23 protein-coding genes are annotated in these 25581 nt (G+C 72.6%); 14 read left to right on the top strand and 9 right to left on the bottom strand.

The features are described 5' to 3' along the window. Positions 1-54 precede the first annotated feature (54 nt). The 3 genes from ACFZDA_RS17985 to ACFZDA_RS17995 all read left to right on the top strand — a co-directional run bounded on the left by ACFZDA_RS17985 (position 55) and on the right by ACFZDA_RS17995 (position 2290). Entirely contained in the window at positions 55-762 is a 708-nt protein-coding gene (locus tag ACFZDA_RS17985; RefSeq protein ID WP_391081927.1) for a phosphatase PAP2 family protein, read from the top strand. Next, entirely contained in the window at positions 759-1448 is a 690-nt protein-coding gene (locus ACFZDA_RS17990; protein ID WP_391081930.1) for an HAD-IA family hydrolase, read from the top strand. The genes ACFZDA_RS17985 and ACFZDA_RS17990 overlap by 4 nt, the downstream gene beginning before the upstream one ends. A gap of 155 nt (positions 1449-1603) precedes the next feature. Then, a complete protein-coding gene (locus ACFZDA_RS17995; RefSeq protein WP_391081933.1) occupies positions 1604-2290 on the top strand; it encodes a TetR family transcriptional regulator in 687 nt (228 codons plus the stop codon). Here the strand turns inward: ACFZDA_RS17995 and ACFZDA_RS18000 are convergent. Continuing rightward, complete coding sequence (locus tag ACFZDA_RS18000; protein WP_391081936.1) at positions 2278-3780, bottom strand: LVIVD repeat-containing protein; 1503 nt, start codon at positions 3778-3780, stop codon at positions 2278-2280. The two genes, ACFZDA_RS17995 and ACFZDA_RS18000, sit on opposite strands and share 13 nt — an antisense overlap. Before the next feature lie 145 nt (positions 3781-3925). Between ACFZDA_RS18000 and ACFZDA_RS18005 the strand changes: the two genes are divergently transcribed. Continuing rightward, positions 3926-4579, top strand: coding sequence for a DUF305 domain-containing protein (locus ACFZDA_RS18005; RefSeq protein ID WP_391081938.1), 654 nt, complete (start codon positions 3926-3928; stop codon positions 4577-4579). A 34-nt stretch (positions 4580-4613) separates the two neighbouring features. On the opposite strand, the gene ACFZDA_RS18010 is transcribed toward ACFZDA_RS18005, so the two are convergent. Further along, positions 4614-5078 carry a DUF6214 family protein gene (locus ACFZDA_RS18010; RefSeq protein ID WP_391081941.1) on the bottom strand — a complete coding sequence of 155 codons (465 nt, stop codon included), beginning with the start codon at positions 5076-5078 and terminating at the stop codon, positions 4614-4616. Between the two features lie 206 nt (positions 5079-5284). Between ACFZDA_RS18010 and ACFZDA_RS18015 the strand changes: the two genes are divergently transcribed. Next, positions 5285-6628, top strand: a complete 1344-nt coding sequence (locus ACFZDA_RS18015; protein ID WP_391081944.1) for an FAD-dependent oxidoreductase — start codon at positions 5285-5287, stop codon at positions 6626-6628. Positions 6629-6781: 153 nt separating this feature from the next. Here ACFZDA_RS18015 and ACFZDA_RS18020 read toward each other — a convergent pair whose 3' ends face one another. Beyond that, positions 6782-7129, bottom strand: a complete 348-nt coding sequence (locus tag ACFZDA_RS18020) for a helix-turn-helix domain-containing protein (RefSeq protein ID WP_391081947.1) — start codon at positions 7127-7129, stop codon at positions 6782-6784. A gap of 118 nt (positions 7130-7247) precedes the next feature. Between ACFZDA_RS18020 and ACFZDA_RS18025 the strand changes: the two genes are divergently transcribed. Continuing rightward, complete coding sequence (locus ACFZDA_RS18025) at positions 7248-8327, top strand: tRNA-dihydrouridine synthase (RefSeq protein WP_391081950.1); 1080 nt, start codon at positions 7248-7250, stop codon at positions 8325-8327. Between the two features lie 29 nt (positions 8328-8356). Here ACFZDA_RS18025 and ACFZDA_RS18030 read toward each other — a convergent pair whose 3' ends face one another. Together ACFZDA_RS18030 and ACFZDA_RS18035 are read right to left on the bottom strand one after the other, a co-directional pair. After that, positions 8357-9652 (bottom strand): PHB depolymerase family esterase, encoded by a 1296-nt coding sequence (locus ACFZDA_RS18030; RefSeq protein ID WP_391083229.1) that lies wholly within the window; start codon positions 9650-9652, stop codon positions 8357-8359. A 97-nt stretch (positions 9653-9749) separates the two neighbouring features. Then, entirely contained in the window at positions 9750-10832 is a 1083-nt protein-coding gene (locus tag ACFZDA_RS18035) for a non-reducing end alpha-L-arabinofuranosidase family hydrolase (protein ID WP_391081952.1), read from the bottom strand. A 380-nt stretch (positions 10833-11212) separates the two neighbouring features. Between ACFZDA_RS18035 and ACFZDA_RS18040 the strand changes: the two genes are divergently transcribed. Both ACFZDA_RS18040 and ACFZDA_RS18045 read left to right on the top strand, forming a co-directional pair. After that, the gene (locus ACFZDA_RS18040) at positions 11213-12193 is read left to right on the top strand and encodes a polysaccharide lyase family 1 protein (RefSeq protein WP_391081955.1); all 981 of its coding nucleotides are present in this window, start codon (positions 11213-11215) and stop codon (positions 12191-12193) included. A gap of 56 nt (positions 12194-12249) precedes the next feature. Then, complete coding sequence (locus ACFZDA_RS18045; RefSeq protein ID WP_391081958.1) at positions 12250-13038, top strand: pectate lyase; 789 nt, start codon at positions 12250-12252, stop codon at positions 13036-13038. An 80-nt stretch (positions 13039-13118) separates the two neighbouring features. Here ACFZDA_RS18045 and ACFZDA_RS18050 read toward each other — a convergent pair whose 3' ends face one another. Then, a complete protein-coding gene (locus ACFZDA_RS18050; RefSeq protein WP_391081961.1) occupies positions 13119-13877 on the bottom strand; it encodes a PaaX family transcriptional regulator C-terminal domain-containing protein in 759 nt (252 codons plus the stop codon). Between the two features lie 75 nt (positions 13878-13952). Here ACFZDA_RS18050 and ACFZDA_RS18055 point away from each other — a divergent pair, with 75 nt between their 5' ends. After that, positions 13953-15620 (top strand): acyl-CoA dehydrogenase family protein, encoded by a 1668-nt coding sequence (locus tag ACFZDA_RS18055; protein ID WP_391081964.1) that lies wholly within the window; start codon positions 13953-13955, stop codon positions 15618-15620. 117 nt (positions 15621-15737) lie between these two features. Continuing rightward, positions 15738-17804 (top strand): HEAT repeat domain-containing protein, encoded by a 2067-nt coding sequence (locus ACFZDA_RS18060; RefSeq protein ID WP_391081967.1) that lies wholly within the window; start codon positions 15738-15740, stop codon positions 17802-17804. A 52-nt stretch (positions 17805-17856) separates the two neighbouring features. On the opposite strand, the gene ACFZDA_RS18065 is transcribed toward ACFZDA_RS18060, so the two are convergent. Further along, complete coding sequence (locus ACFZDA_RS18065) at positions 17857-18441, bottom strand: hypothetical protein (RefSeq protein WP_391081969.1); 585 nt, start codon at positions 18439-18441, stop codon at positions 17857-17859. Between the two features lie 261 nt (positions 18442-18702). Here ACFZDA_RS18065 and ACFZDA_RS18070 point away from each other — a divergent pair, with 261 nt between their 5' ends. The 4 genes from ACFZDA_RS18070 to ACFZDA_RS18085 all read left to right on the top strand — a co-directional run bounded on the left by ACFZDA_RS18070 (position 18703) and on the right by ACFZDA_RS18085 (position 22694). Then, positions 18703-19800, top strand: coding sequence for a WD40/YVTN/BNR-like repeat-containing protein (locus ACFZDA_RS18070; protein ID WP_391081972.1), 1098 nt, complete (start codon positions 18703-18705; stop codon positions 19798-19800). A 121-nt stretch (positions 19801-19921) separates the two neighbouring features. After that, on the top strand, positions 19922-20599 hold the full coding sequence (locus tag ACFZDA_RS18075; protein ID WP_086563594.1) for a uracil-DNA glycosylase: 678 nt from the start codon (positions 19922-19924) through the stop codon (positions 20597-20599). Then, complete coding sequence (locus tag ACFZDA_RS18080; RefSeq protein WP_391081975.1) at positions 20596-21612, top strand: BadF/BadG/BcrA/BcrD ATPase family protein; 1017 nt, start codon at positions 20596-20598, stop codon at positions 21610-21612. Before ACFZDA_RS18075 ends, ACFZDA_RS18080 begins: the two co-directional genes overlap by 4 nt. 158 nt (positions 21613-21770) lie before the next feature. Further along, entirely contained in the window at positions 21771-22694 is a 924-nt protein-coding gene (locus ACFZDA_RS18085; RefSeq protein WP_356929170.1) for a hypothetical protein, read from the top strand. 101 nt (positions 22695-22795) lie between these two features. On the opposite strand, the gene ACFZDA_RS18090 is transcribed toward ACFZDA_RS18085, so the two are convergent. Further along, positions 22796-23824 (bottom strand): beta-propeller fold lactonase family protein, encoded by a 1029-nt coding sequence (locus tag ACFZDA_RS18090; protein WP_391081978.1) that lies wholly within the window; start codon positions 23822-23824, stop codon positions 22796-22798. 122 nt (positions 23825-23946) lie between these two features. After that, a complete protein-coding gene (locus ACFZDA_RS18095; protein WP_391083232.1) occupies positions 23947-25425 on the bottom strand; it encodes an FUSC family protein in 1479 nt (492 codons plus the stop codon). Positions 25426-25581: the final 156 nt, after the last annotated feature.

A 25581-nucleotide genomic window follows, 5' to 3' on the forward strand; every position in this document is an offset into this window, starting at 1 on the left:
GGAAGATCGGCACCGTACTGGATCCGGAGGCCCCGGTTCGGCGAGGATCGCATCATGCACACCCGGTCCGTCGACTCCCCGCCCCGCCCGCAGCACGGCACCGCCGCCCGGTCGGCCGTCGCCCTGGCCCTGGGCTCCGCTCTGCTGCTGACCCTCGTCGCGGCCAGATGGAGCCCGCTGATCAGCGCGGACGGTGACATCTCCGCCACCACCCACCGCTGGGCGGTGGAGGAGTCCGGCATCACCCAGGCCTGCCGCATCCTCACGGACTGGGTGTGGGACCCGTGGACCATGCGCGCGCTGTGCGCGGCCGTGGTCGTGTGGCTGGTGGTGCGCCTCGCGGCGCGCTGGACGGCGGTGTGGCTCGCGCTGGCCGTCACACTGGGCAGCCTGTTCCAGCAGGCGCTCAAGGCCCTGGTGGACCGCCCCCGCCCGGTCTGGCCCGACCCCGTCGACTCGGCCCACTACTCGGCCTTCCCGTCGGGCCACGCCATGACCGCCACGGTGGTGTGCGGGCTTCTGCTGTGGCTCCTGCACCGGTACGGGGTCGGCCGTGCCGTGTGGCGTACGGCCGTGGCCGTGGCCGCCGTGTCCGTGGTCGGTGTGGGGCTGACCCGGGTCTGGCTGGGCGTCCACTGGCCGACGGACGTGGTGGGCGGCTGGCTGCTGGGCGCGCTGGTGGTGGCCCTGGCGGTGTGGGCGTACGAGCACCGGCAGCCGGGCACCCGTCCGGACACCGCCGCTCGTAGGATCGCCCCATGACGGCTGTGCTGTTCGACTTCTCCGGAACGCTGTTCCGTGTCGAGTCCACCGACTCCTGGCTGCGCAGTGTCGTGGCCGACGCCCAAGTCCCTTTAACCGAGGCCGAGTTGACCGCCGCCGCGCGTGCGCTGGAGGCAGTGGGGGCGCTGCCCGGCGGTGGCGATCCCGCCCGCGTGCCGGCGGAACTCGCCGACGCCTGGCCGGTCCGGGACCAGAGCGCCGCGCTGCACCGGGCCGCCTACACCGGCCTCTCCCGCCAGGTCGCACTGCCCGACCCGGCGTTGCACGACGCGCTGTACGACCGCCATATGACACCGGCGGCGTGGACGCCGTACCCGGACGCCGTCGAGGTGCTGGGCACGCTGCGGGAGCGGGGTATCCCCGTCGGGGTGGTCAGCAACATCGGCTGGGACCTGCGCCCGGTGTTCCGCGAGCACGGCCTGGACCGCTACGTCGACGTGTACGTCCTGTCGTACGAGCACGGCGTCCAGAAGCCCGACCCGCGGCTGTTCGCCACGGCCTGCGAGGCGCTCGGCGCCGATCCGCGCCGGACGCTCATGGTCGGCGACGACCGCAGGGCGGACGGCGGGGCCAGCGCCCTGGGCTGCGGGGTGCACTTCGTGGACCACCTGCCGGTGGCCGACCGGCCGGACGGGCTGCGGCCGGTCCTGGACCTGGTGGGCTGAGGTCACCACCGGGTCCCCGGGTCACCTGCTCACCCGCCTCGGACGATCCCCCGTGTCGCCCGAGGCAGGCGGCATCTCCGGCCGGGACCGCGGGGTCCTGGCCGGACGACTCCGAGTATAGTTGGCTGGCAGCCAGTCAACGCAGGAGTTACAGCATGTCCCCGCGCAGCGCCTCGGTCAATGAAGAGTTGCGGAGGCGTTCGAAGGAGCGGCTTCTGCAGGCGGCGGTCGAGCTGGTCGACGAGCACGGCTTCGAAGCCACGACGCTGGGCGACATCGCCGACCGGGCGGGCTCGGCCCGCGGTCTGGTCTCGTACTACTTCCCGGGCAAGCGTCAGCTCGTGCAGTCCGCCGTGCACCGGCTCATGCACCGCACGCTGGAAGAGGCGCTGGAGCGCGAGCCGCGCACCGAGGACGGCCGGGAGCGGATGGCGCGGGCCATCGACGCGATCCTGGGGCTGGCCAGGGACCGGCCCGTGCTGATGCGCCAGCACATGGCCGGGCTGTTGCAGGCCGAGGGCTTCGTGCCCTGCCCGGAACAGCGGCGCCTGGCGGAACTCCTGCGGGACACCGTCGCCCGGCACGGGTCGCGGGACGTCGACAGCGACTACCCGACGCTGCGGGCCCTGCTGATGGGTGCCGTGTACGCCGCACTGGTGCCGGGGGTGCCGATGCCGGCCCCGGTGCTGCGGGCCGAGTTGTTCAAGCGCTACCGGCTCGACTGGGAGCTGGGCCTCCCGCCGGAGGCCGAAGACTCCGGCGGGAGGGGCGACAGGGACCTGTCGCGGTTCTTCGCCACCGGGGACGCACCGGAGTGCGGCCCGCGGGGTCAGCCGAAGTAGTCCGGCTGCGTCTGCACGTTGAGCTCACGCAGGTGGACCCACCGTGCCGGGTCCGTGCGCCGGTCCTTGATCTTCAGGACGTCGAGACCCTTGGTGATGTCGTTCGAGTAGATGTGGCCGTTGTAGTAGTACGCCGACCACGAGCCGCCCACGATCAGCTGGTCGGTGCTCACCGTGCCGCGTTCGAAGTAGGCGATCTCCCGGGGCTTCGACGAGTCGGTGAACTCCCAGACGGAGACACCGCCCTGGTACCAGGCCTGGACCATGAGGTCCTTGCCCTTCACCGGGATCAGCGAGCCGTTGTGGGCGACGCAGTTCTCGGTGTCCGCCTGATGACGGGGGATCTTGAAGTAGCTGCGGAAGACGAGCTTGCGCTTCTCGCCCTTGCCGACGATGTCGTAGATGCCGTCGGCGCCGCGGTTCGGGCCGGTCGCCTCATTGCAGGTGGCCCCGGTACCGCCGCCGAGCTCGTCGGTGAACACGACCTTGTTCGCCTTCTGGTTGAAGGTCGCCGAGTGCCAGAACGCGAAGTTGACGTTGTCCTGCACCCGGTCGATGACCTTGGGGTGCTCCGGGTCCTTGACGGAGAACAGGATGCCGTCCCCCATGCAGGCGCCCGCGGCCAGGTCCTTCGACGGCAGCACCGTGATGTCGTGGCAGCCGGTGGTCTTGGACACGCCCGGGTTGGTGGGTCCGCCCGGGTTGCCGCCGCCGTCCGGCCCCTCACCGGGGAACAGCACGGGGAAGCCCACGACCGCCGCCTTCTCGGGGGCGTTGCGCGGCACCTTGATGACGGAGATGCCGTCGTGCGGCGGCTGGCAGTCGGGGTAGGCGGCGTTCGGCGAGTACGACGAGACGTACACGTAGACGTTTTGCCGCTGCGGCACCAGTGTGTGGGTGTGCGAGCCGCAGGCGGTCTCGACTGCGGCGACGTACCTCGGGTTCCGCTTGTCGCTGATGTCGAAGACCTTCATGCCCTCCCACGAGGACTTCTCGGTCGCCGGCTGTGTCGTGCTGTTGCAACTGCTGTCGCTGCGCGAGGAGTCGGTGGACAGGAACAGCAGGTTGCCGGAGACGGAGACGTCGTTCTGCGAGCCCGGGCACAGCACCTGGGCGACCGTCTTCGGCGACCTCGGGTCGCTGATGTCGAAGATGCGGAAGCCGTCGTAGTTGCCGGCGAAGGCGTACCTGCCCTGGAAGGCCAGGTCCGAGTTGGTGCCGCGCAGCACGTCCTTGGGGACGTTGGCGACGTGCTCGATGTTGGCGGAGTGGACGATCTCGTCCTGGCCGGGCATCTCTCCGCTCTCGATGGCCTCGCGTGCCTCGGCCCGCGCGCTCTTGGAAACCTCCTTCGGCGTGGACGGCACGTCCCCCGGGTCGGGGACGGCCCCTGCCGGCGCCGCCACGAGGAGCGCGGCCAGCAGTCCGCCGGCGATCGCTGAGGCTCCGAGGCGTCTGCGACGTGTTCTGCGGTCGTTCAACAGGATCACTGTTTTCCTCCCTGGTTCCGTTCACTGCGGAACGGTTCACGCTCCACGCAGTATCGTCCTCGCCATGCGCACACCAACAGACGTCAACAACTCTTAAAGAAGTCACTCGAGATGTCCAGCAACCCGCCCGCCTCAGGAGGTCGTTGTGCTCTTCCGCCGTGCGTCCCGTACGTCCGTCGCAGCGACGGGGCTGGTCGCCCTGGCCGCGCTCATGACCGGCGGCTGCGACTCGGGGCCGGACCGCGAGCCCGCCGCGGCGGACGGGCCGGCCGTGATCGCGCCGGGTGAACCCGGCGAGCCGAACCGCACCCTGTCCGCCGAGGAGGCGGCCGGCCGGCGCTCGGAGAACGACTCCCCCAACTCGGCGGACGTCTCCTACGCCCGCATGATGATCGAACACCATGCCCAGGCCCTCGTGATGACCGAACTCGCGCCGCGACGCGCCGAGTCGGCGAAGGTGAAACGGATCGCCGCGCGGATCGCCGCCGCCCAGAAGCCGGAGATCGAGGCCATGAAGGGCTGGCTGAAGTCGTACGGCAAGCCGCTGAAGGCGGAGCGGCACGAGCACACCGCGATGCCCGGGATGGCGACCGAGGCACAGCTGAAGAAGCTCCGCGCGGCCGACGGCAAGGCGTTCGACCACCTCTTCCTGACGCTGATGACGACCCATCACCAGGGCGCGATCACGATGGCCACGGACGTGAAGGGGCAGGGCAACAACATCCGGATCGAGGAGATGGCCGACGAGGTGATCGCCCAGCAGACGAGCGAGATCACACGGATGCGGGACATGCTCTAGCGGAGTTGTGGACCGCGCCCGGCTGCGGGCCCGGTCAGCGCCGGGCGCGGCGCGGTGTCAGGAGCCCGGCGTCCCGGGCCTGGCCGATCAGCCTGAGGGAGGTGCGGCGGCTGTGCCCGGTCGCGCACATCACGGCGAGGACCGGATCGGCACCCTCCTGCTGGGCCGCGCGGTACTCCTGCGCCACCAGCCACCGCCCCCGCGCGCCGGGCGGCCAGGCCGGCCGGGCCCGCCGCCCCTGGCCTGCGCCGCCTTCGGGAGCTGTCCCGGAACCGGCGCCGCACGCCTCGGCCAGCGAGTCCTCGATCCAGTCGGCGAGCACCGCCAGGTCGTCGAGGGACAGCGCGGGCTGCGCGCGCACGTCCTCCACGCCGACGCATCCTCCGGCCACGACGGCCAGTGCGTCGACGTGGGCGCCGTCCGTGAAGACCAGCCGGACGTCGAACCACCGCGTGGCGTCCTCGTTCTCCCGCACCTCCCACGCGGGCCGCACGGACACCGCGCCGTCCGCCGGAGAGCGATCAGAAAGATTAAGAAAGGATGCTTCCAGCACACACAGAACGTAACCGAATGATCACATTCCCTATAGATCGGACACGCGCCCCGGGTGGCGCACAGCACCCTGTCAGCGGAGCCCCGCCGGTGCGATGCTGGAGGCGTCAGCGCTCTCGTGAGATCCCCCGGGATCCCGGGTAAGGAGTCGCCGTGCTGCGAGTCGCCGTCGTGGGCTCCGGACCGAGCGGGTGCTACACCGCCCAGAGCCTCGTCCAGCAGGACCCCGAGGTGCGCGTCGACGTCCTGGACCGGCTGCCGTGCCCGTACGGCCTGGTCCGCTACGGCGTGGCCCCGGACCACGAGAAGATCAAGTCGCTCCAGGACAACCTGCGCACGATCCTGGAGCACGACCGGATCCGTTTCCTCGGAGGCGTCCAGGCCGGTCCCACAGGAGTGCCGGTCGCCCGGCTGCGGGAGCTCTACCACGCGGTGGTGTACTGCGTGGGCGCCGCCACCGACCGGCATCTGGGCATCCCCGGGGAGGACCTGCCGGGCAGCTGGTCGGCGACGCAGTTCGTGTCCTGGTACAGCGCCCACCCGGACGCCGTGGACGCCGGGTTCCTGCGGGACGCCCGGTCGGCCGTGGTGATCGGCGTGGGGAACGTCGCGGTGGACGTCACCCGGATGCTGGCGCGCGGCCTGGCCGAGCTCAGCCCGACCGACATGCCGCAGGCGGCCCTGACGACACTGGCGGCGAGCCGGGTGACCGAGATCCACATGGTGGGCCGGCGGGGCCCCTCCCAGGCCCGCTTCACCACCAAGGAGCTGCGCGAGCTGGGCACCCTGCCGGGGACCGACATCACCGTGGACCCGGCCGAGCTGGCCCTGGACCCCGGATACACCGACCCGTCCGCCCTGCCCGCCGCGCAGCGCCGCAACGTGGAGGTGCTGCGCGGCTGGTCCGAGACACCGCCGAGCGGCGCCCCGCGCCGGATCCGGCCGCGCTTCTTCCTCCGCCCGGTCGAACTGCTCGCCGAGCGGGGCCATGTGGGCGCGGTGCGGTTCGAGCGGACGGTCCCGGACGGGCACGGCGGCGTGACGGGCACGGGCCGGTTCGAGGACATCGAGGCCCGGCTGGTCCTGCGCTCGGTGGGCTATCGCGGGGTGCCGCTGGAGGGGCTGCCGTTCGACGCGGACAGCGGCACGGTGCCGAATCAGGCCGGGCGCGTCCTGCGCGAGGGCGTCGTCACGCCGGGCGAGTACGTGGCCGGCTGGATCAAGCGGGGCCCGACCGGCGTCATCGGCACGAACCGCCCCTGCGCGAAGGAGACGGCGATGTCCCTCCTGGCGGACGCGCCCCTCCTCCTGACCAGGACCGTACCCGACGACCCGCTCACGGCCCTGCGCACGGAGGGCGCCGCCCCCGTCGAGTGGAGGGGCTGGCAGTCGATCGAGCGAGCGGAAGCGGAGCTGGGCGCATCACTGGGTCGCGGGGTGGTCAAACTCCCGGACTGGCAGTCCCTGATGAGCGCCGCGCAGGGCAACGGTCTCTAGGCCCTGTCGTCACATTCCCGTCGTCCGCCCCAAGGGCGGGCCCCGCGGCGTCAGATGCGTGCTCTCGCCGTGCCGGGCGCGGGGCTGTATCGACGTGCGGCTCCGCCGCGTGGGCGCGACAAGCCACAGCGGACCCGCAGCGATCACAAGAACTCAGCCACCACGAACAGCCCGCCGAGCCGCGGCATCCAGAATGGCATCCAGCAACCCCGGAAACAGCTCATCCAGATCCCCCCGCCGCAGCCCGTTCATCTTGGCGGTCCCCCGGTACACCTGCCGAATCACCCCGCTCTCCCGCAACACCCGGAAGTGATGCGTGGTCGTGGACTTCGTGACCGGCAGGTCGAAGTGCGAACAGGACAGCTCCCCGCCGACCCCGGCAAGCTCCCGCACGATCCGCAACCGCATCGGGTCGGAGAGCGCATGCAGCACCCCCTCCAGCCGGATCTCGTCACGCACGGGATGCGGCAGGTCGCGACTGCTGACGGCGGGAGAGGTCACGGCGGCTCCACTTCCTTCGGGGATTCCATAGTACGAGAACCGTCGTAGTTTGACACTCACCGTACTACGATGCCTATCGTACGAGTCGACATCGACCCCGTGACGAATGGAGTCCGCCGTGACCGCGCTCTTCGAGCCCTGCACCCTGCGCGATGTGACGATCCCGAACCGCGTGTGGATGCCCCCGATGTGCCAGTACTCGGCCGCACCGCAGGGCCCGGAGACCGGCGTCCCCACCGACTGGCACTTCGCGCACTACGCCGCCCGCGCCACCGGCGGCACGGGCCTGATCATCGTCGAGGCCACCGCCGTGTCCCCGGAGGGCCGCATCTCGCCGTACGACCTCGGCATCTGGAACGACACACAGGTCGAGGCGTTCCGCCGCATCACCCGCTTCCTCGCCGCGCAGGGCACGGTGCCCGCGATCCAGTTGGCCCACGCCGGCCGCAAGGCGTCGACCGACCGCCCCTGGAGGGGCGGCGCCCCCGTCGGCCCGGACGCCCACGGCTGGGACTCCGTCGCGCCGAGCCCGGTCGCCTTCGACGACCGGCACCCGGTCCCGGCCGAGCTGACAGCCGACCAGATCAAGGACGTGGTCGGGCAGTTCGCGGCCGCGGCCCGCCGCGCGCTCGCCGCCGGGTTCGAGATCGCCGAGATCCACGGCGCCCACGGCTACCTGATCAACGAGTTCCTCTCCCCGCACTCCAACCACCGCACCGACGCCTACGGCGGCTCGTACGGGAACCGCACCCGCTTCGCGCTGGAAGTCGTGGACGCCGTACGGGAGGTGTGGCCGCAGGACAAGCCGCTGTTCTTCCGGATCTCGGCGACCGATTGGCTCGACGAGGGCGGCTGGACCGCGGACGACACCGTCCGCTTCGCCGCCGATCTACGGGCCCACGGCGTCGACCTGCTGGACGTGTCCACCGGTGGCAACGCCTCCGGTGTGCGCATCCCCACCGGCCCCGGCTACCAGGTGCCGTTCGCGGCCCGGGTGAAGCAGGAGACGACGCTGCCGGTCGCCGCCGTGGGGCTGATCACCGAGGTCGAGCAGGCCGAGAAGATCCTGGCCAACGGCGAGGCGGACGCGGTCCTGCTGGGTCGGGAGCTGCTGCGCAACCCTTCCTGGGCCCGGCTCGCGGCACGGGAACTCGGTGCCGAGGTGCGGGTGCCGGACCAGTACCACCGGTCGGTCTGAGCCGGCACCCGAATCCCGAGGCAGACGCGTCAACCGGCCGCGCACGCCGTCCCGTTGAGGGTGAACGCGGCCGGAGCGGCGCTGTTGCCGCCGTGACCGGCCTGGTAGCCGATGCTCACGCTCGCGCCCGGCGCGATGGTGCCGTTGTAGGACACGTTGGTCGCGGTCACCGACCCGGACGAGGGCGCGTAGGTGGCGCCCCAGCCGCCCGTGACGGTCTGCCCGGCCGGGAGCGTGAAGCCGAGTCGCCAGCCGTTGACCGTCGTCGTACCGGTGTTGGTGATGGTCACGGAGGCGGTCAGGCCGGTGTTCCAGGCGTTCACCGCGGTCGTCACCTTGCAAGCGCCCGGCTGGGGCTGGGGAGCCGGGCCGGACTTGTCGAGGCCGAAGAAGGTGAGTACGCGGGACGCCATGCCGTGGGCGTACAGGTTGTGGCCGACGCCCTGGAGGCTGACGGCCTCCACGGGGGCCTGGTCACCCGTGCCGCCGTAGCGGGTGCGGGTCCAGCCGGACTGGGGCGTGTCGGTGGCGGCCGGCGTCTGGCTCACGCCCTGCACGTTCGTCCACTGTTTGATCTGCTCCCCGAAGTTGGGGTAGCGCAGGACGTCGTCCGCCGTGCCGTGCCAGATCTGCATGCGCGGGCGGGGGCCGCTGTAGCCGGGGTACGCGTTCCGGACGAGGTCGCCCCACTCCTTCGGGGTGTGGGTGATCGTGCCGCCCGAGCAGTTGCTGTTCCACTCGGAGCCGTCGGTGGTGGCGAAGCAGGCGAACGGCACGCCGGAGAAGGCGGCGCCCGCCGCGAACACGTCGGGGTAGTCCCCGAGCAGGACGTTCGTCATCATCGCGCCGGAGGAGATGCCCGTGGCGAACACCCGGCCGGTGTCGGCGTCGTAGGTGCGGGTCACCCAGTCGATCATCGACTTGACGCCGACCGGGTCGCTGCCGCCGCCGCGGCGCAGCGCCTGGGGCGAGGAGACGTCGAAGCACTTGCTGCTGCGCGTGACGGACGGGTAGAGCACGATGAACCCGTACTGGTCGGCCAGGGTGTCGTACTCGGTGCCGTTGTACATGTCCGGGCCCGAGCCGGTGCACCAGTGCACGGCGACCACGACCGCCGGGTTCGGTCTGACGCTCTCCGGCACGTACAGGTACATCCGCAGGTTGCTGGGGTTCGTGCCGAAGTCCGTGACCTCGGTGAGGGTCGCGGTGGGTACGGCCCTGGCACGGGCCGCCTCTCGGGCGGGCTCGCGGGCGGCGGCCGAGGGTGCGGTGAGCGCGCTGGCCGCGAGCAACGGCAGCAGCGCGGCGAGGAGCCCGAGGAGCATCGACCGCAGGGGTCTCCTCGTGGTGGTCCGGGGGGTGGCAGGCACGTCCGGGTCCCTTCGGTTGTGAGGCGCGGCTCGCAGGACGTCGTGCGGTGGTTCAGCAGGTGGGGTTCGTCCGGGTCAGCAGGGCCAGCCGCCAGGGCAGCCGGTGGTACTCGCCGCTCGCTGCGGGGTCCATGCCCCGGTAGAGGAACCGGAGGCGGCACGGGTCGATCGTGAGGGCCTGGTCGACGCCGGCGCGGATCATCTCGCCGTGGCTGACGTCCCTGGTCCAGGCGGGCTGTCCGGCCTCGAAGGCGACATCGGACGAGCGGGCGAAGGGGTCGGCCTCGGTGTCGGCGAGCGGTTTCCACGTGCCGCCCGGGCTGTCGGCGGTCCAGGCCCGGAAGTAGCGCCGCCAGTCGGATCCGGTCGCGAGTGCCTCGACGAGCACGAGGTAGCCGCCGCCGTCGCCGAGCCGGTAGACGTTGCCCGCTTCGAAAAGGTCGAAGCGGTTGGGTTCGGACAGCATGATGGCTGTGTCGCGGAAGCCGTTCGGGAACTCGGCGAGGGTGGTGCGCGAGCGGTACTGGTGGCCGCTGCCGTCCGAGAAGAACAGGTAGCAGTCCGTCCGGTCGCAGATCGTCCAGAAGTCCAGCCAGGCGCCGTCGCCCTTGTTCTCGGTCACGATGGGCGGCTCACCGCCGAAGAAGTTGCGCGGGGCGCTCCAACTGAGCGGGTCCGAGGGGTCCTTGGTGGTGGAGTAGGACGGCGGGCCGGTCTGGTAGACCATGTACCAGGTCCGCTGGGGCGCGAAGTAGAACACCTGGGGCGCAGCGGCGTACCGGTCGCCGATCTCCGGGTTGGCGTCGAGGAACGTCTGGAGGGCCGAGGCGGCCTCGGACCACCGGGCGAAGCTCGTGTGCCCGAGGCGCCAGCGCCCGGCGGTGTCGGCCGTCGTGAAGTAGACGTGCCAGCGGTCCCGGTACCGGAACACCGTCGGGTCCTTGACCGAGACGATCGGATGGCCGGCGTCCGGTTTCGGGCTGATCAGCGGGCCGCTCGAGGACCAGGTGAACGACCCCGGCAGGGAGCGCGCGCGGCCCGGCTGCGACGTGTCCGCGACGGCCGGTCCCGGGCTCAGGGCCAGGACACCGACGTCGAGCAGCGTGAACACCAGCCCGTTGACGAACGTACGCATGCGCGGAGTCCTCATCGGCCCGCCCTCTCGTGAAGGAAAGCGTCCGATCGGCATGGTGGCATGGACATGGCTTTCATGGAAGCGCTCCCACGACGCTTCCCACAGCACCGTCGCCCTGACCAGGTCCGGCCGAAAGTGTTCTGCGCGAGGCGTTGACTAGAAAGCGCTTGCCCCCTACGTTCCGTTCAGCAGTGTGACCCGGAAGCGCCTCCGCCAGGGCGCCCGCCGGGGCCTGCCCGGCCCAGGGAAGTGCACTCCTGCGGCGTGGCGGGACCTCCGGACCGGCCGCACACAGCGCGCGCGGTGAGCAACATGGCGAACGTCATTCATGTACATGACCGATCGGCACCATGAAGGCACCACGAAGGGACGCACCCCACATGCGTACTCATCCCCCACGCACACGTGTCCACAGATCCACCCTGGCGCTCGCCGCCGCATCCGCACTGGCGACCGTGACGGTCCTGGCCGTTCCCCAGCCGGCCGGGGCCGCCGAGACCTCGCCCATCGGGTTCGGCGCGGGGACGACCGGCGGCGGCAGCGCCTCGGCGGTCACCGTGTCCACGCTGAGCGCCTTCAAGTCGGCCGTGACCGGCAATTCGGCCAAGGTGGTCCGGGTCAACGGCCTGATCTCGCTGAGCGGTCAGGTCGATGTCGGCTCCAACACGACCGTCCTGGGCGTGGGTTCGGCCTCCGGGTTCACCGGCGGCGGCCTCCGGCTGAAGAAGGTCTCGAACGTCGTCATCCGCAACCTCAACATCAGCAAGCCGCTGGCGCCGGCCGACGGCATCACCGTCGAGGCGTCGAGCAAGGTCTGGATCGACCACAACTCCTTCTCGGCCGACCGCGATCACGACAAGGACCACTACGACGGCCTGCTGGACGTCAACCACGGCGCGGACAACGTCACGGTGTCCTGGAACACCTTCAAGAACCACTTCAAGGGCTCACTCGTCGGCCACAGCGACAACAACGCGAGCCAGGACACCGGGCACCTGAAGGTGACGTACCACCACAACCACTTCAGCAACGTGTACTCGCGCATCCCGAGCCTGCGGTTCGGCACCGGGCACTTCTACAACAACTACGTCGAGGGCGCCGACACGGCCTGCCACTCGCGCATGGGCGCCCAGATGCTGGTCGAGAACAACGTCTTCCGCTCGACGAAGGTCGCGGTCACCACGAACCGCAGCAGCGACGTCGACGGATACGCCAACCTGCGCGGCAACGATCTCGGCGGAGCCGCCACCGAGGTCTCACGGGTCGGCACCTTCACCAGCCCGCCGTACGCCTACACGGCGGAGCCCGCCTCGTCCGTCGTCGCCTCGGTGACGTCGGGTGCGGGCGCCGGAAAGCTCTGACACCCCGTCCGCTCGGACACCCCCCATACGCTCAAGACGACAGAAGGAATCGGGACATGACTTCTGCGACACGCCCGCGCGCCCGCAGGCGCGCGCTGACCGGCGCGCTGGCCACCCTCGGCCTCTCGATTGGCATGATCATGACCACCCAGGCGCCGACGGCGAGCGCCGCCACCTGGCCGACCCCCAACGGCAGCCAGGGAACCTCCTCCACCATCTCCGTGTCCGGCACCAAGGACTACGGGATGAAGCGGTTCTACGGCACCGGGGGCCTGGCCGGTGACGGCCAGGAGGAGGGCCAGGACCCGATCTTCAAGCTCGCGAACGGCGCGGTGCTGAAGAACGTCATCCTCGGCGCCCCCGCCGCCGACGGCATTCACTGCGAGGGCAGCTGCACGCTCCAGAACGTGTGGTGGGAGGACGTCGGCGAGGACGCCGCCACCTTCCGCGGCGGCAACGGCGCCACCTACCAGGTGATCGGCGGCGGCGCGAAGAAGGCGGCGGACAAGGTCTTCCAGCACAACGGCGGCGGCACGCTGACCATCTCCAACTTCGCGGTGCAAGAGTTCAAGACGCTCTACCGCTCCTGCGGCGACTGCTCCACGCAGTACACCCGCAAGGTCAACCTCAACACCATCGACGTGACCGGCACGGGCACCACCGCCCGGCTCGTCGGCATCAACGTCAACCGCAACGACGTGGCGACGCTGCGGAACATCACGATCCGCAACGACTCCGGCCGCAAGGTCGTCCCCTGCCAGAAGTACAACAACAACACCGCTGTCGGATCCGGACCCGACAGCAAGAACTGCCTCTACTCCACCTCGGACATCACCTACAAGTAGCCCCTCGGGCCACCGCAACCCCCCACGGTGAAGGCGGCCGTGCGAAGCGTCCCGGCGGGCGCTGCGCACGGCCGCTCGCGTCATGCGCCGCGCACGCGCGCGCGTACCTCCCCGATCAGCTGGCGCTGGTAGTCGGTGTAGGCGGCCCGCAGTTCGGTTCCCGGCCAGTCGGCGGGCAGGAGTCCGGGCGGCAGGACGGGGTCGGCCAGCAGGTGCCGCACGACGGCGGCGAAGGCGGTCAGACGCTCGGCCGGGCGAGGCGCCTCGGCGATGTGGGCGAGCAACGCCCGGGCCGTGGCGGACCAGGCGTCCAGCGGCCACAGGCTCCGGGCCGGCTCACGGGCCGGCCGGCCGGGGCGGGCCGTGTAGTGCTGGGCCACCCGGTCCAGGTCGCCGGGCAGGGCGCGGGCCAGGTTGGCGGGGCGGAGCCAGACGCCCTCGCGGAGTTCGGCGAGCCGGAGGGCGGTGAGCCGGGCGCGCAGGTCGGCACGTTCGGCGGGGCCGCGCCCCGTCGCGGTGATCACGACCATCTCCCAGTCGCCGTCCCACGGGCGCGTGCGCGGGTGCACGGCGTCGTCCTGGCGGCGCTGGCGTTCCAGCAGCCGGTCGCTGAGGCGGTAGCCGGTGCCGGTGCGCCGCAGATCACCGGCGGCCACCATCCGGCTGAGCGCCGCCCGCAGCGTGGAGCCGCCGACGCCGAAGCCCTCCGTGAGCCGCACGAGGTCCCTGACCGGCAGTTCGGCGGGAGGCGTGCCGAGCAGCAGGCTCAGCACGACCGACCGCGCGGACAGCGGCCGCAGATCGAGCGCGCCGGGCCGCGCCGGGACGTTCTTCGGCATGGTCACGTACTGTACGCGGCATCATTTCCTGTTGCAGGATTGCTGCGGTCGTAGCTGAAGTGCAACACTCGGTGTATGGTCTCGACACTCGACGCACCGCAGGCGTACGGCGGATCCGCCACGCACGACGTCACGAACCAGGCCCCGCCGCTCGCCCCGTACGACGCCTCCGAGGACACGGCCCTGCTGGAGGGGCTGCGGCGGGAGGGCGCCGGGTGGGCCGAGGAGGACCTGCGGCGGCTGGGCGGGCAGGCCGGCAGCGTCCAGGCTCAGGAGTGGGCCGATCTGGCCAACCGCCACGAGCCGCGGCTGCGGACGCACGACCGGTACGGCAACCGCGTCGACGAGGTCGAGTTCCACCCGAGCTGGCACCACCTGATGGGCGCCGCGATCGCGGGAGGACTGGCCGCGTCGCCCTGGGCGGACGACCGGCCCGGCGCCCATGTCGCCCGGACCGCGGGCGGACTGGTGTGGGGGCACACGGACGCGGGGCACGGCTGCCCGACGTCGATGACGTACGCGGCCGTCCCCGCCCTGCGCAGGCAGCCGGAGCTGGCGAAGGTCTACGAGCCGCTGCTGACCAGCCGGGAGTACGAGCCCGGGCTCCGGGTGCCGACCGAGAAGCGCGGGCTGCTGGCGGGCATGGGGATGACCGAGAAGCAGGGCGGTTCCGACGTCCGGACGAACACCACGACGGCCACGCCCTCGTCCGAAGCCGGGGTGTACACCCTGCGCGGGCACAAGTGGTTCACGTCGGCGCCGATGTGCGATGTGTTCCTGGTGCTGGCGCAGGCCGCGGGCGGACTGTCCTGCTTCCTGGTGCCGCGCGTGCTGCCCGACGGCACCCGCAACACCTTCCGCATCCAGCGGCTGAAGGACAAGCTGGGCAACCGGTCCAACGCCTCCTGTGAGCCCGAGTTCGACGGGACCGTCGCGTGGCTGGTGGGGCCCGAGGGGCAGGGCGTCAAGACGATCATCGAGATGGTCAACTGCACCCGGCTGGACTGCGTGATGATGTCGGCCGCGCTGATGCGCACCTCCCTCGTCGAGGCCGGGCACCACGCGCGGCACCGCAGCGCGTTCGGCGCGCTCCTGGTGGACCAGCCGCTGATGCGCAACGTTCTGGCCGATCTCGCGCTGGAGTCCGAGGCCGCCACGACGCTCACCCTGCGGCTGGCCGGCGCGGCCGACCGGGCGATCCGCGGGGACTCCGGCGAGACCGCGTTCCGCAGGGTCGCCACGGCCGTCGGCAAGTACTGGGTGACCAAGCGGGGTCCGGCCTTCACGGCGGAGGCCCTGGAGTGCCTCGGCGGCAACGGCTACGTCGAGGACTCGGGCATGCCCCGGCACTACCGTGAGGCCCCCCTGCTGTCGATCTGGGAGGGCTCGGGGAACGTCAACGCCCTCGACGTGCTGCGGGCGCTGAACCGCGAACCGGGCACGGCCGAGACCCTGTTCGGCGAGTTCGCTCTCGCGCAGGGGGCGGACGCCCGGCTGGACGCGGCCGTGGCTCGGCTGAAGAACCGGCTGTCCGAGGCGTCGCAGACGACGGCCCGCCGTCTCGTGGAGGACATGGCCCTGACGCTCCAGGCCTCCCTCCTCGTCCGGTACGCCCCGCCGGCGGTCGCCGACGCGTTCTGCGCGACCCGGCTCGGGGGCGAGGGGGGGTACGCCTTCGGGACACTGCCGGAGGGGGCGGACCTGGGGGCGATCGTGGAGCGGGCGCTGCCCGGCGGGAACTGAATCACGGTCAGCCAACCGGTCGCACCGTTCGCGCACCGTTGTCGCCCGATTCCGCTTCGTTGTCAGTGCCGTGGTGCAGACTCCCCGTCAGGTGGCACTTCGCCTGGGGAGGACAACGTGTTCAGGGGGATCGACGAGGTCGACTGGGCCTCGCTGCGGCATGCCGACGGCAGCGCGGAGGACGTGCCCGGACTGCTCCGGAAACTGGCCTGCGGCGACCCGGCCGAGCGGGAGACCGCGCTCGACCGGATGTACGGCGCCGTGCACCACCAGGGCGACGTGTACGACTCGACGCTCGCCTGTGTTCCGTTTCTCCTCGCGCTCGCCGCCCGTGAAGAGGTGTGCGACCGGGCGGGGATCGTGGAGCTCCTCGTCAGCATCGGTGAGCCCGACGGAGGCGGGGGCGGATCGGGCGAAGGCGGGGACGGATCGTGCGATTTCGCCGCGAGGGCGCGTGCCGTCCTGCGGTCGGGTGCCGATGTCTTCGTCGGGCTGGCGGGGGACGCGGACGCCGGAGTGCGCCGGGCGGCTGCGGCGGCCCTCGTGCGATTCCTCGACCGGCCGGCGCGGGTGCTCGCCCTGCTGCGGGAGCGGATCGCCGTGGAGCGGGACGACCGGGTCCTGCTCGCTCTGACCGAGAGCCTCGGCCTGTTCGCACGGCGGCACCTGCCGGCCGCCGACGCCCACGCCGCCGAGGCGGTGGACCTCCTGGCGGCGCTGAGCGGGCCACCTCACGGACCCGGGCTCCGGCTGGCCGCGCTCGGGCAGCTGGCGCGGTGCGCACCGCAGTCGCTCCCCGCGGATCTCGTGCCGACCGTGGTCCGGCTGCTCCGGGACAGGTCCGGGCAGCGCGTCCGCGCCAGGCTCGCGCAGGACGGTCCCGGTGCGGACACGCTCGCCGGGCGGCTGCGGCGGCTGCGTCCCTCGGACGAGGAGGGCTCCCGGCTGCTGCGCACGCTGCACTCCGCGCTCGACGCAAGGGTGGCCGACCGGGTCGCCCTGCTGTGCGGGCAGTTGACCAGCCCGGATGCCCTGGACCGGTGCAACGCCGTGTGGATGTCGGCCGGGCTGTTCCGTGAGTGGCGTGCCGATGCGGCGGAGCCGGTCACGCTCATAGGCGCCCAACTGGGCGCCGAGGAGGGACGGTTGCACGACGCGGCGGTCGCGGTCCTGGCGGAGCTCTTCGAACTGGCCCTGCCCGCGGCGGACCACCTCCACGCCCTGGTGAGCTGCCGTCCCGAGTTCCGGATACGTCACCGGGAGCGGGGCGCCCCGACGCTGGGCGGCCCGCTCAAGGCGCTGGCCAGGACGGGGGACGCGCGGGCCACGCCGGTGCTGGCCGAGGTGCTGGCCGGCCCGGTCGTACCGCACGACCTGGGGCTGGTGATACCCCACCTCGGCCGTGCGGCCGCGCCGCTCGCGCCGGCCCTGCGGCGACGCCTCGCCCGCCTTCCGCTCGACGGCCCCGACACGCAGGAGCGGGCCGTGCCCCTCCTGTCGGCGCTCGCGGCACTGGGCGACGCCGAGTCCGTGCCGTCGGTGCTGCGCCTGCTGCGTGGCATGCCGGACGGGCTGTGGTCGCGCGACGCCGTCACGGGGGCGGCGGTCCGCGCCCTCGGGGCGTTCGGCGGCGGCGCGCGCGAGGCGGTACCGGATCTGCGCGGGCTGCTGGAGACCGACTGCGCCGTCGCCGCCGCGGACGCGCTGTGGTCGGTCACGGGTGAGGCGGATGCCGTCGTGCCCGTGCTGCTCGGGAAGCTGACGGACCCCGGGAGTGGCCGGTACCGTCCCGCGGCTGCCGCGGACCTGCTCGGACGGCTGGGGCCGGCCGCCCGTCCGGCCCTGCCCGGGCTGCGCCGGATGACCGGCTCGGGGGAAGCCTCGGAACGGGCCTCGGCGGCGTGCGCGGTGTGGCGCATCGCCGGGGAGCCGGACCGGGAGCAGGTCCTTCCCGTCCTGCGCGCCGCATGGGTCGAGCATCCGCGCACCCGCACGAGGATCGCCGGATGCGTGGCAGCGCAGGGCCCCAGGGGAGCGCCCCTGCTCGACCTGCTGCGAGCGGAGCTCAGATCCCCCCGACGGCATCGGGCCGGCTCCGGCGGCTACGACAGCGACGCCATCCATGAGGACGAGGGGTTGCTGCGGGTGTGCCGGGGGGCGCTGGGGTGGCAGGGGGGCGGGTAGGGCGGCGGGGCTGGGGCCGGCCACCCCGTCAACGTGCAACCGCTCCACCCGCTCACCCCGTCGTGCGCCCCCACAGCGGGCCGAAGCGGGACCACTCGGTGTCCCACTGGTCCATGCGGCGGCGTTCCAGGCGGCGGCGGACCGCGCGGCCGGCGGCGAGTGGCGCGGTCGCCGCGCAGATGCCCGCCACGCCGCCGATCAGGCAAGCGCGTATGCGGGCCTGGGACTCGGTGACGGGGCGGGTCACCTGGCGGCCCTCGCGGTCCGTCCACACGGTGACCGGGGAACCGGCCCGGCTGCCCGCCAGGACCCGCACCTGGCCGGAGTGCGAGGAACCGTCCGCGGCGGTCCACCGCGCCTCGGCCCACACGTGCTCGGCACGCGAGACATCGCCGTTCTCCGAGGCCGTCCCGGGAGCCCGCTCGGCGAGCCGGGCCACGAGGGGGCGCCACTCGACGCGCTCGCGGGCCAGCCCGTCCTCGACGGACCGGCCCACCGTCAGGCCGGCGAGCACCGCGACACACACGGTGAGCATCCACACCCCCAGCACCACCCAGGCCTCCACCCTGTCGGCACGCCGCTTGAGCGGATTGCGCCGCCAGCGCCACAGCCACACCTTCGGACCACGTAACGCCATCGAAGGCATCCTCCTCACGTGCGCATGACCATCCCGCCGCCCTCCCCATACGGAAGAGGGCCGCTGGATGCTCACTGCACGTACCCCGGGAGGGCGCCGCGATCGAGGGCGGCGCCTTCGAAGGCGAGGGCGGCGGACGCCCGCGCACGGCGTCGACACGGCCCTGACCTGCGTCGGAGTTCGCTCCGGGGGTGACTGTCAGTGGTGGGGTGCAGACTGGCCCGTGTCTGAGACGAGGGCGTCGACGACGACGCCGCGGAGGTGATCGGCATGACCGAGGTACTGCTCGCCGTGGGCACGCGCAAAGGCCTGTTCATCGGGCGCCGGCGAGGTGGTGGCGCCTGGCAGTTCGACGAGAGCCCCTACTTCAACGCGCAGGCCGTGTACTCGGTCGCCATCGACACCCGCACCGCGACCCCGCGGCTGCTGGCCGGCGGCGACAGCGCGCACTGGGGCCCGTCCGTGTTCCACTCCGACGACCTGGGCCGGACGTGGACGGAACCGGCCCGGCCGGCCGTGAAGTTCCCCCAGGACACGGGGGCGTCCCTGGAGCGGGTGTGGCAGCTGCACCCGGCCGCGGCCGAGCCGGGCGTGGTGTACGCGGGCACGGAACCGGCCGCGCTGTACCGCTCGGAGGACCGCGGGGAGACGTTCGAGCTCGTCCGGACCCTGTGGGAGCACCCCACGCGCTCGAAGTGGGTGCCGGGCGGCGGCGGTGAGGGCCTGCACACGGTGCTCACCGACGCGCGCGACCCCAAGGCGGTGACGGTCGCCGTCTCGACCGCCGGCGTGTTCCGCACGCTGGACGGCGGCGCGACCTGGTCGCCCTCCAACTCGGGCGTCTCCGCGGTGTTCCTGCCGGACCCGAACCCGGAGTTCGGCCAGTGCGTGCACAAGGTCGCCCGGGACTCGGCGGCCCCGGACCGGCTCTACCTCCAGAACCACTGGGGTGTCTACCGCAGCGACGACGCGGGCGCGCACTGGACGGACATCGGCGAGGGCCTGCCGTCCACGTTCGGCTTCGCGGCTGCAGCGCATCCGCACAGAGGCGACACCGCGTACGTGTTCCCGATCAACGCCGACGCCGACCGGGTCCCGGCCGACCACCGCTGCCGGGTCTACCGGACGGCGGACGCGGGAAAGAGCTGGGAGCCGCTCTCGGCGGGGCTGCCCCAGGAGGACCACTACGGCACGGTGCTGCGCGACGCGATGTGCACGGACGACGCGGATCCGGCGGGCGTCTACTTCGGCAACCGCAACGGCGAGGTGTTCGCCTCGGCGGACGACGGCGACAGCTGGCAGCAGCTCGCCTCGCATCTGCCGGACGTGCTGTGCGTGCGGGCCGCGGTCGTCGGTTGAGGGGAGGACGAGGAGGGGGACCAGGCGGAGGGAAGCGGGGGGCGAGGCGAGGGATGAGCTTACGGGCGGGCCTTGGCCACCGGTTGATCCCCGCTGCCCGTACGGCAGTAGGGTGACGCGCGTGGCACCACGACCCTTGCATGAAATCGTCGAAGCGGGCTGGGCGAAGGCCCTGGAACCGGTGGCCGAACGCGTCGCCGCCATGGGGGACTTCCTCCGGGCGGAGATCGCCGCGGGACGCACCTACCTCCCGGCCGGGCCGAACGTGTTGCGGGCCTTCCAGCAGCCCTTCGACGACGTACGGGTCCTGATCGTCGGTCAGGACCCGTATCCGACGCCGGGGCACGCGGTGGGGCTGTCGTTCTCGGTCGCGCCCGAGGTGCGGCCGCTGCCCGGCAGCCTCATCAACATCTTCCGGGAGCTGAACGCCGATCTCGGCCTGCCGCAGCCGTCCAGCGGTGACCTCACACCGTGGACGCGGCAGGGCGTGCTGCTGCTCAACAGGGCGCTCACCACCGCCCCGCGCAAGCCCGGTGCCCACCGGGGCAAGGGCTGGGAGGAGGTCACCGAGCAGGCGATCCGGGCCCTCGCGGCGCGCGGCAAGCCCCTGGTGTCCATCCTGTGGGGCCGTGACGCCCGCAACCTGCGTCCGCTGCTCGGCGACCTGCCCTCCGTGGAGTCCGCCCACCCCTCCCCCATGTCGGCGGACCGGGGCTTCTTCGGCTCCCGCCCGTTCAGCCGGGCCAACGACCTGCTGATCCGCCAGGGCGGCCAACCGGTGGACTGGCGCCTGCCGTGACCGGGGCGTCCGACGACTCGGCGTGGGAAGGCGCGGCGTCGGAAGGCTCCGGCTTTCTCGCCGTGGACTCCGGCGGGTCCGGGCTCCGGGTGGTCCTGGGAACCGCCGAGCGCGGACCGCTCGCCCGGCGGGCGTCCGACCAGCCGGTGCGCACGGGTGACCGGGGCATCGACCCCGAGGACTTCATGGCGCGGCTCGTGCCGCTGGTGCGTGCCGTGACCGCCGAGGCCGGTCCCGTGCGGCTGTCCGCCGCCGTCGTCGGCGCGGCCGGGCTCGCCTCGCTCGGTGACGGTCTGCGCGCGGACCTGCCGGGCGCCCTGGCCCGGGAGTTCGGCGTACGGAGGGTGGCGCTGGCCGCCGACGCGGTGACCGCGTACGCGGGTGCCCTCGGCACCCGGCCGGGTGCCGTGATCGCCGGCGGTACGGGACTGATCGCGATCGGCACCGACCTCGCGGGCTGGCACCGGGCGGACGGCTGGGGTCATCTGCTCGGCGACTGCGGCGGCGGCGCCTGGATCGGGCGGGCCGGACTGGAGGCGGCGCTGCGGGCCCATGACGGGCGGGAGGGCGGCTCGGCCCGGCTGCTGGCCTGCGCCGAGGAGGAGTTCGGGCCCGTGGCGGGGCTGCCCGGCGCGCTGTATCCACGTCCGGACCGGCCCGCCGTCCTCGCCTCGTTCGCGCCCCGGGTGGCCGCCTGCGCTGACGGGGACTCCGTGGCGGCGGGCATCCTGCGCGCGGCCGCCTGGCACATGGCCGACTCCGCGGCGGCCGTGTGCCCGTCCGGCGGCGGGCCGCGCATCGCCGTCACCGGCGGCCTGTTCACGATGGGCGACCCGCTCCTCGTCCCCCTCGACGAGGAGCTGGCGCGGCGGCTCCCCCACGCGCGGCGGGTGCCGGCCGAGGGCGATCCGCTGCACGGCTCGGTCCGCATGGCGGCCGACCTGATCGCCGGTCCGCTCACCCTGCCGGGTGACGAGGCCATGCTGAGCGTGACCACCCTGTCGGGTGACTGATCCGGTCGCGCACCACCCGCACGCCATTCCACCCGCACGCCATTCCATCCGCACGTCATTCCATCCGTACGTAACTCATCAGACAAAACCGGACGGATACCGCTCACCTGCCCCCTCCCCGAACAGGGGAGCCCAGGAAACCAGTAACATGCGGCGCCATGAGTTCCCCCACTGGACCCGAGTCCGGCCTCCCAGTACGAATGCCGCGACCCCGCCAGCCCGGACGGCACCGCCGTCCGGAGCCGCTGGTGGCTCCCGAGGGCGCGCCCGCGCTCGTCCTCGCCGTGCCGGGCACGCCCAGTAGCGCCACCCGCAGCCTCGCCGAAGAGGTCGTGAGCATCGCCCGCTCCGAGCTGCCCGGCCTCGACGCCCGCATCGGGTACCTCGACGGGGACAACGCGGAGTTCCCCACGCTTCAGGCCGTGCTCACGTACACCGCCGAGGAGCGCACCGCCCGCTTCGAGCAGGCCCGTGCCGCCGGCATGGACGTCAGGGAGCCCGACGGGCCCGTCGCCGTCGTCGTGCCGCTGCTCGCCGGCCCGGACAGCGCCCTGCTGCGCCGGGTGCGCCAGGCCGTCATGGAGAGCCGGATCGCCGCCGAGCTGACCGATGTCCTCGGCCCGCACCCGCTGCTCGCCGAGGCGCTGCACGTGCGGCTCTCCGAGGCCGGTCTGGCCCGTGCGGACCGCGCCCGGCTGTTCACCGTGGCGACCGCCGCCGACGGCATCATCCTGGCGTCCGTGGGCGGTGACGAGGCCGTGCAGGCGGCCGGGATCACCGGCATGCTGCTCGCCGCGCGCCTCGCGGTGCCGGTGATGGCGGCGGCCCTGGACCAGGAGGGCTCGATCGCGTCCGTCGCCGAGCAACTGCGCTCCTCGGGTTCGCAGCAGCTGGCCCTCGCGCCGTATCTGATCGGCCCGGAGATCGAGCCGGGGCTGGTCGAGGAGGCCGCGAAGGAGGCGGAGTGCTCCGCCGCCGAGTCGCTCGGTCCGTACCCGGCGATCGGGAAGCTGGCACTGGCCAAGTACACGACGGCGCTGGGGATCACGCCGCAGCAGGCTCAGGGCACGCCGGTTCGCTGACGTCGCCCGGTACCACCGAGAAGGCCCGCCCCGGTTCGGGGCGGGCCTTCGTCGTCGGCGAGAGACCCCCGGCCCCCGCCGCCCTGCACCCTGCACCCCTGTCAGCCGAGGAGCACGCACGACGCCGCCGGCACCCTGATCGCACCGGCGCGTCGCGGGACGCCCGTGTGCGGGTCGGTGGCGAACCAGGTCACGTCGCCGGAGCGTTCGTTGGCGACGTAGAGGAAGCCGTCGGAGGCGGTGAGGGCGCGTGGCCAGTGGCCGCCGCAGGGCACCGTGGTGCTCAGCCGCAGTTCCTCGCCCTCGACGGCGAGCACGGACAGGACGTCCTCGCCGCGGGTGGCGGTCCATACGAAGCGGCCGTCGGGTGAGGTGACGATGCCCGAGGGGTAGGCGTCGCGCGCCGGTGCGCCGGGCAGGACAGGGGTTTCGGTCAGCGGTGTCAGCACGCCCTCGGCCGCGTCCCAGCGGCAGACGGTGACGGAGGGGCTGAGTTCGTTGACGACGTACGCGTGCGCCCCGTCCGGATGGAAGGCGAGGTGCCGTGGGCCCGAGCCCGGCCGCAGGGCGGTCTCCCGGTGCAGGACGAGGGTGCCGTCCGTCAGGGTGCAGACCCGCACGGAGTCGGTGCCGAGGTCGACGCTGACCGCCCAGCGGCCGCTCGGGTCGGGTTGCACCTGGTGGGCGTGCGGCCCGTGCTGGCGCGGGGTGTGCGGGCCCGCGCCGGTGTGCTGGAGGACGTGGGCGGCGGACCGGGCGAGGGTGCCGTCGGGGCGGACGGGGATCGCGGTGACGCTGCCGGAGCCGTAGTTGGCGGTCAGGACATGTCCGGCGAACAGGCTGAGGTGGGTCGGCCCGTCCCCGTCGACCGGCACGGGCCGCCCGGCCGGCTCGGGCTTGCCCCCGTCCACGCGGTACGCGGCCACCGCGCCCTCGGCCGTCTCACTGACCGCGTAGAGGACGTCCGCGTCGGGGGACAGGACCAGGTAGGCGGGGTCGGGGACGGCGTCGACGCTGCTCAGGGCGGTCAGGGCGCCGCTGTCGGCATCGACGGCCGCCGTCACGATCCCGGGGCCGCCGGCCGCCGTGAACGACCCGATGTACGCCCGCCGCCCGCCGTCGTCAGCCACGGCTGTCCCCTCTCGTCGCGCATGCGTCCCTCAACCGTCCGGAATGACCGCGCTGCCGATCATGCGCGGTCTAGACCAAACGGTCAAGGACTGGGCCGCTCCCGCTCAGGAGCATGCCGCGCTCACGCCCCGACCCACGGCGAACCCGACGGAGTGCGCAGCGGCCGGGCGAGTTCCGACAGGGCCCGTTCCAGGCCGTGGAGGTGGGCCAGGGCGGGTTCCGTCGCGGTGGGGGCGTCCGCCAGGGCCGAGACGTCTCCGCCGTCGGTGAGCGCCTCGACCGCCGCCTGCACGCGCTGGCACGCGGCGGTCAGGCGGGCGTCGTGCGAGGCGACGGGATCGGCGGCGACGGACACCAGGCCCCGCACTTCGCGGGCGCAGTCGTCGAGTAGCTCGATGACCTGGCGGGCACGGGCTTTGCGCGCACGGAAGGGAGTCAGGGGGTGCATCAGCGGGGCGAGTGCCATCCGTACCCGGCCGAGCAGCAGTTCCAGTTCGGCGGCGTGTGGGGCGGGGTCGCCCTTGGGGTCTCCAGCGAGGCGAGCGGTCGCCTCGGCGGTGGCCGCGTGGACGCACTGCAGTGCCCGCTGGATCCAGGCATCGTTCGTGGCGTGCGTGGTCACCGGCAGGACGAGGGTCACGGCGAGCGCGGCACACAGCGCGCCCACACCGGTCTCCGCGAGACGGAGCCCGAGCAGGCCGGGGTCCAGCACTCCCAGCAGGCCGTAGAGCAGGCTGACCATGACCGTCACCGCCAGCATCATCCAGGAATACGAAACGGCGGCGGTGTAGAAGATGCCGAAGACACAGACGGCGACCAGGGCGGCCGTCGGCGCGGGCGCGCCGTGCAGTGGGATGGCGACCAGCAGGCCGACGGCGATACCGATCACAGTTCCGAAGACCCGGCGGAAACCGCGGACCAGGGTTTCGCCGCGAGAAGCCGTGTTGACGAAGATCCACCAGACAGTGCCGACGGCCCAGTACCAGCGCTCTTCGGAGAGGAACTGGCCGACCAGAAGCGCGAGAGCCGAGGCGGCAGTGGCCTGGAAGGCCTGCCGGGTGGTGGGCCGCGCCAGTCCGCTGCCGGGCAGAGCCGGCGGGGCTGCCGCGGGTGGAGTGTGGCGCTCGATGGGCCACAGCACGAAACGCGTGGCACCGGCCGTGAGAAGGGCGAGACCCACGGCGGTGTACAGCTCGGGCAGCTGGGCGGGAACCGCGTGCAGGAACTGCGCGATGAAGAAGTTCATGAACGCGAAGATCCCGAGCGCGTGCCCCCGCGGGCCCCAGCGGCGGGCATGGACGCCACAGAAGACAACGGCCAGGAACGCGGCGTCACGGACCGGGGCGATGCCGTGCAGTGTGGTGGCGAGCGCCAGCACGGGGAATCCGGCGACGGGAAACAGGGCGGTGGTGATCCGCTGGTCACGGACGGTGGCGTCGGTGACCGTGAAGAGGGCGAGCAGTGCCGCGAGCCCTCCGGTGATCGATGCGGTGAGCGACAGCCCGCAGAGTTCGGGAACGGCGACGGCGGCTGCGACACCGATGACAGCGCGGGTCGCGTTCCGCAGCCTCAGGCGCCCCGGGTCCGGAGCCACGAACATCCTCTTCACGGCGGTGCGCCGCCCCCTCGCGGTGGTACGCGTCCCGCCCGCGGTCGTCCCGGGTGGCGGACGACAAGCAGGCAAGACGAAGGCACCGCGGTCCGGACCGGCCTCGTCGCCGTCCGGCGCTACGCGGCGCCGCAGGTGCATGGATAG

It is taken from the genome of Streptomyces sp. NPDC007991 (genome assembly GCF_042958445.1).
GTDB lineage: Bacteria > Actinomycetota > Actinomycetes > Streptomycetales > Streptomycetaceae > Streptomyces.

What these genes read in the sequence shown, in the direction of transcription:
- ACFZDA_RS17985 (WP_391081927.1), top strand. Translation starts at nt 55, where the DNA reads ATGCACACCCGGTCCGTCGACTCCCCGCCCCGCCCGCAGCACGGCACC.
- ACFZDA_RS17990 (WP_391081930.1), top strand. Translation starts at nt 759, where the DNA reads ATGACGGCTGTGCTGTTCGACTTCTCCGGAACGCTGTTCCGTGTCGAG.
- ACFZDA_RS17995 (WP_391081933.1), top strand. Translation starts at nt 1,604, where the DNA reads ATGTCCCCGCGCAGCGCCTCGGTCAATGAAGAGTTGCGGAGGCGTTCG.
- ACFZDA_RS18030 (WP_391083229.1), bottom strand. Translation starts at nt 9,652, where the DNA reads ATGCTCCTCGGGCTCCTCGCCGCGCTGCTGCCGTTGCTCGCGGCCAGC.
- ACFZDA_RS18035 (WP_391081952.1), bottom strand. Translation starts at nt 10,832, where the DNA reads ATGCGTACGTTCGTCAACGGGCTGGTGTTCACGCTGCTCGACGTCGGT.
- ACFZDA_RS18040 (WP_391081955.1), top strand. Translation starts at nt 11,213, where the DNA reads ATGCGTACTCATCCCCCACGCACACGTGTCCACAGATCCACCCTGGCG.
- ACFZDA_RS18045 (WP_391081958.1), top strand. Translation starts at nt 12,250, where the DNA reads ATGACTTCTGCGACACGCCCGCGCGCCCGCAGGCGCGCGCTGACCGGC.
- ACFZDA_RS18050 (WP_391081961.1), bottom strand. Translation starts at nt 13,877, where the DNA reads ATGCCGAAGAACGTCCCGGCGCGGCCCGGCGCGCTCGATCTGCGGCCG.
- ACFZDA_RS18055 (WP_391081964.1), top strand. Translation starts at nt 13,953, where the DNA reads ATGGTCTCGACACTCGACGCACCGCAGGCGTACGGCGGATCCGCCACG.
- ACFZDA_RS18065 (WP_391081969.1), bottom strand. Translation starts at nt 18,441, where the DNA reads ATGGCGTTACGTGGTCCGAAGGTGTGGCTGTGGCGCTGGCGGCGCAAT.
- ACFZDA_RS18085 (WP_356929170.1), top strand. Translation starts at nt 21,771, where the DNA reads ATGAGTTCCCCCACTGGACCCGAGTCCGGCCTCCCAGTACGAATGCCG.
- ACFZDA_RS18095 (WP_391083232.1), bottom strand. Translation starts at nt 25,425, where the DNA reads ATGTTCGTGGCTCCGGACCCGGGGCGCCTGAGGCTGCGGAACGCGACC.